A 3,949-nucleotide genomic window follows, 5' to 3' on the forward strand; every position below is an offset into this window, starting at 1 on the left:
CCCCGTTATACGAAATTGTTGTAAGATCATGTTTTAATGAGTCACGATGTAGATCCAGTATTAAATCATAATTATTTGTTTCTAAATGCTTACTTAAATAAGGTCTCATCACATTATAAGATTCGTGATATCCCTTACCTTCTGCTTGTAATTTCTTCATAATATCTACATCAAGAACATCTGTCTTCAAGCCATTTACATTAAAATGATTCACAATCTTATCTTTCAAGCTCATAATATTAACCGTTTCATGAGAAGTCGCTACCTTACCGCTCACTGCCTTTACCATTGGTTCATAGGCTTCATGGGAATGAGTAAATAACACTAACACTTTAAATGGGTCAGGTCCCGGATCCGGGGCTTGATCTGCTTCAGGTTCTTTCGTTTGTTCCAACACACTTTGTTCAGCTAAATTGGTAGCGGCAAACACGACCTGCTTATCTTCTGGTTGTTTAATCGGAGTCGATGCTTGCTTGTTGAACGGAAGTTGCCCAGCAATGACAGGTAATACGAAAAAGAACAATAATATACCAAATGACCATTGTAGTTTTTTTAGCAAAGTCACACCCTCCTCCCCATATCGTATGGAGGGGGGGTATTTTTTAGAACGAAAAAATATTTCTTGTTTTCTGCATAAAAATCAGTGCTTCAGAAGAGCTCTCATTTTACTTTTTTATATTTCACTTGCCCAATTCATTAGCATAGAAGCCACTAATCTTGCATAGCGATCAATCCAATAGTCTGCTTCTTTAGGCGTTACCATCAATTGTGTATGGGAGCCTGCGAAGGTTTCTTCAAAGAGCTGTTGACGTTCCTCTTTCGTCCATGTCGCCCATTCACCGAAAATAGGTTGAACTAACGTCATATCTAGGTCCTTACTGATGTCTGGTTGCCAAGAGGATAAAGAAAGCTTTGATGATGGTTTACTTCGTTCAGCCACTCGAGCAGCTATCGAACGAAGCATTGTTTCTACTGCATCTGCAATTAAAACTGGTGCATCAACTACAGTCGGGATGCCAATTGCAGTTACTGGAATACCCAGCATCTCATAGGAGATTTCCTGACGTTGATTCCCTACCCCTGATCCTGGATGTATACCTGTATTTGTTAGTTGAATGGTTTTACATAGTCGATTACTCGCTCTCGTAGCAAGTGCGTCCACGACAATGATTAATTTTGGTTGTAGACGTTCAGCAATGGCAGCCACGAACTCACCTGTTTCATAGCCTGTTTGTCCTGTTACACCAGGCGCATACATCACAAATTTTTCATCAATCACATCTAAACTATGCAGATGATCAATCAAATACGGACCAATCGCATCGGGTGTAATTGTGCGATTCCCCAAGCCGACAATTAGAATTTTATCGTCTTCTTGCCAGGAAAGGGATTCATGCAATTTCTTAAAATTCACCAATAGCTCTTGTTCTAGTTGTGTAAATCCATCTTGATCTTCTAATGTTAGGGTCGGGACAGAAAGTGTAATATACTGTCCTTCTTTTTTACCAATTTGCTTTTCCCCTTCAGCATCTACAAGAACGTCTGTAATTTTCACTCGACCAGCATTCCGATCTACTATTTGAATGCCACTTGATTGTTCCAATTTTTCTTTTTGTTCTTTTGTCTGATGGACAACTACCTCTTCTGATTCATCGATTAAATCTGTTCGTTGCCAATTAAAATTTTCCATACAGTTCACCTCAAGCTGTAGTTTGTTCAAACTGTCAAGTAAATATTCTTTGCATTTATCTATTGCAATTTGGCCAAGCGTTTGTTAAAATGATTTTTGTTGTATTGACACAAGAAATCAATGAGAAGATATCATCTCGTACCTAATTTAGGAGGTGAAATATATGCCAAACATTAAATCTGCGATTAAACGCGTAAAAGTTAACGAAAAAGCTAACATTGCTAATTCTCAAGCTAAATCTGCAATGCGTACTACAGTGAAAAAAGCTGAAAACGCTGTTGCTGCTAACGCTGAAAACACACAAGAACTTTTACAAGCAGCTTTCAAATCTTTAGACAAAGCAGCTTCAAAAGGACTTATCCACAAAAACGCGGCGGCTCGTAAAAAGTCTCGCCTTGCTAAAAAAGCGTAATTGTTTAAAGGATCAGATACTCTATTAGGAGTAGCTGATCTTTTTAATTTTGATAGATAATAAAAAAAGCTGTCGCAATATTGGACAGCTTTCTGTGTTAAAGTTGACGTAATAAGAAAAGCTCTAAAAAGCGTTCTCGGTTACCGCTTGTCGATTTCAGTTGTAAATCAACCTCTGCTAACTGATATAAGGCTCTTAACAAACTTTCTTCTGACGGTCGATTCCGCTGCTCAACCATTAATTTGACACGATACGGATGTATTTTTAAATTTTTAGCAATTTGTTGCGGATGATATCCTTTCTTCAACAAATAAAAAACATTCGACATTGTACGAACATTGGATGCGAGTAACCCAACTAACATAATAGGTTCTTGTTTTTGTCGTAATAAATCATGATAGATAGACAAGGCTCCGACAGAATCATTCGCCAAATAAGCATTGAGCATTTTAAAAGCATCTTGCTCCAATGTTTTGGCCACTAAATCCTCCACTAAAGTAGATGTAATTTCACCACCCTCACCTAAATAAAGGGTTAGCTTATCAATTTCCATTTGTAATTGTAGCATGTTCGCTCCAACCATCGTCACAAGCAGTTCAATTGCATCTTGTGTAATGCTATTGCCCTGTGCTTTCACAATTCCTTGAATCCACACCGCTAAGTCCTGTTCCTTTGGTGTTTCTGCTTGCACAAGTAACGCATGCTCTTTCATCATTTTGGTTACTTTTTTACGTTCATCTAATTTTTCATATGGGGCAATAAATACAGTTACTGAAAAATCGGATGGATTCGATAACCACGTTTCTAAACGCTTCACATCATGATCGATTTTTTCCTTCCCTTTTTCGGTTGCCTTTAAAAAAGAGGCATTTTTAGCAATAATCAATTTTCGTTCTGAGAAGAAAGGAATTGTATCTGCTTCATCCATGACAGCATCTACTGGCATTTCATCCAAATCAAATGTTGTCATTTCTAGCTCTTCTTCTGGGCCCATCGCTTTTTTTAAACGCTTGATGGTCTCATCTATAAAATAGCTTTCTTCACCAACAAGTAAATATACTGGTGCCAGCTCACCTTTTTTTATTGTATTCCAAACCGTTGAAATCATAATTTCCCCTCCATCTAGCAATACTATTAGTATACATGATTTTTTATTGATATAGCAGAAGACACAATAGCTCTTTCGTGAAAGATGAATGAGTTTTACTTTCTACCCTTTAAAGGCTATTTGTGTCTTTGACTAAATTGTGTCGATTCCTTGCCAGACGGGGAATTCTCCTTTTCAATATAGCTTTTATGCACATGTTGTCTTATAATAAATAACAGAATTGGAGGGATAACAATGAATCCATTTGAAGGAAAAAACATACAATGTCGACGTAACGATGCCATCGATTCTGGTGTTGGTTTCGGTGTATCATTTGGCGTTTTCACAATTATGTTTATTATTGCAACTATAGTAGAATTTGTATCACAGTAATTGGACTTATGCACAGAAAAGGGCTTTGTCATTGGACAAGGCCTTTTTCAATTTTTGACACTGACCATGTAGTATTGCCACGAATACGAATTTCAATTGTTCCATCTACTCCTGTTGTAAAAGTCGCCAAATTCCGACTTGTAAAACGTTGGACCACTTCTTCATGTGGATGTCCATAGCGATTCTGGAGACCTGCACTGAAAATCGTTAATTGCGGTTGGAGTAACTCGACAAATGATTCTATACTTGATGTTTTACTACCATGGTGACCTGCCTTAAGTAGTGTTAGATTGGCTATTAGATGCCCGTAACGCTTAATTAGCTGTTGTTCACCATATTGCTCCAAATCGCCGGTAAAAAGCGCTGT

At 37.7% G+C, this 3,949-nt stretch carries 6 protein-coding genes; 2 read left to right on the forward strand and 4 right to left on the reverse strand.

Annotated elements, in window-relative coordinates; genetic code table 11:
* Nucleotides 1–565, reverse strand: a 565-nt coding sequence (locus RT445_RS09660; protein ID WP_313470478.1) for a stage II sporulation protein P, incomplete at its 3' end; no start/stop codon positions are given.
* Between the two features lie 108 nt (nt 566–673).
* On the reverse strand, nt 674–1,690 hold the full coding sequence (gene gpr, locus RT445_RS09665; protein ID WP_274793842.1) for a GPR endopeptidase: 1,017 nt from the start codon (nt 1,688–1,690) through the stop codon (nt 674–676).
* 163 nt (nt 1,691–1,853) lie between these two features.
* Between gpr and rpsT the strand changes: the two genes are divergently transcribed.
* A complete protein-coding gene (rpsT, locus tag RT445_RS09670; protein ID WP_274793843.1) occupies nt 1,854–2,102 on the forward strand; it encodes a 30S ribosomal protein S20 in 249 nt (82 codons plus the stop codon).
* A 97-nt stretch (nt 2,103–2,199) separates the two neighbouring features.
* Here the strand turns inward: rpsT and holA are convergent, their stop codons facing one another.
* On the reverse strand, nt 2,200–3,210 hold the full coding sequence (holA, locus tag RT445_RS09675) for a DNA polymerase III subunit delta (protein WP_312506829.1): 1,011 nt from the start codon (nt 3,208–3,210) through the stop codon (nt 2,200–2,202).
* Nucleotides 3,211–3,444: 234 nt separating this feature from the next.
* Here holA and RT445_RS09680 point away from each other — a divergent pair, with 234 nt between their 5' ends.
* Entirely contained in the window at nt 3,445–3,582 is a 138-nt protein-coding gene (locus RT445_RS09680) for a YqzM family protein (protein ID WP_036121877.1), read from the forward strand.
* Between the two features lie 28 nt (nt 3,583–3,610).
* Here RT445_RS09680 and RT445_RS09685 read toward each other — a convergent pair.
* A partial coding sequence (locus RT445_RS09685) for a ComEC/Rec2 family competence protein (RefSeq protein WP_396631801.1) occupies nt 3,611–3,949 on the reverse strand: 339 nt, incomplete at its 5' end.

This window comes from Lysinibacillus sp. (genome assembly GCF_032093475.1).
Taxonomy (GTDB): Bacteria; Bacillota; Bacilli; order Bacillales_A; family Planococcaceae; genus Lysinibacillus; species Lysinibacillus irui.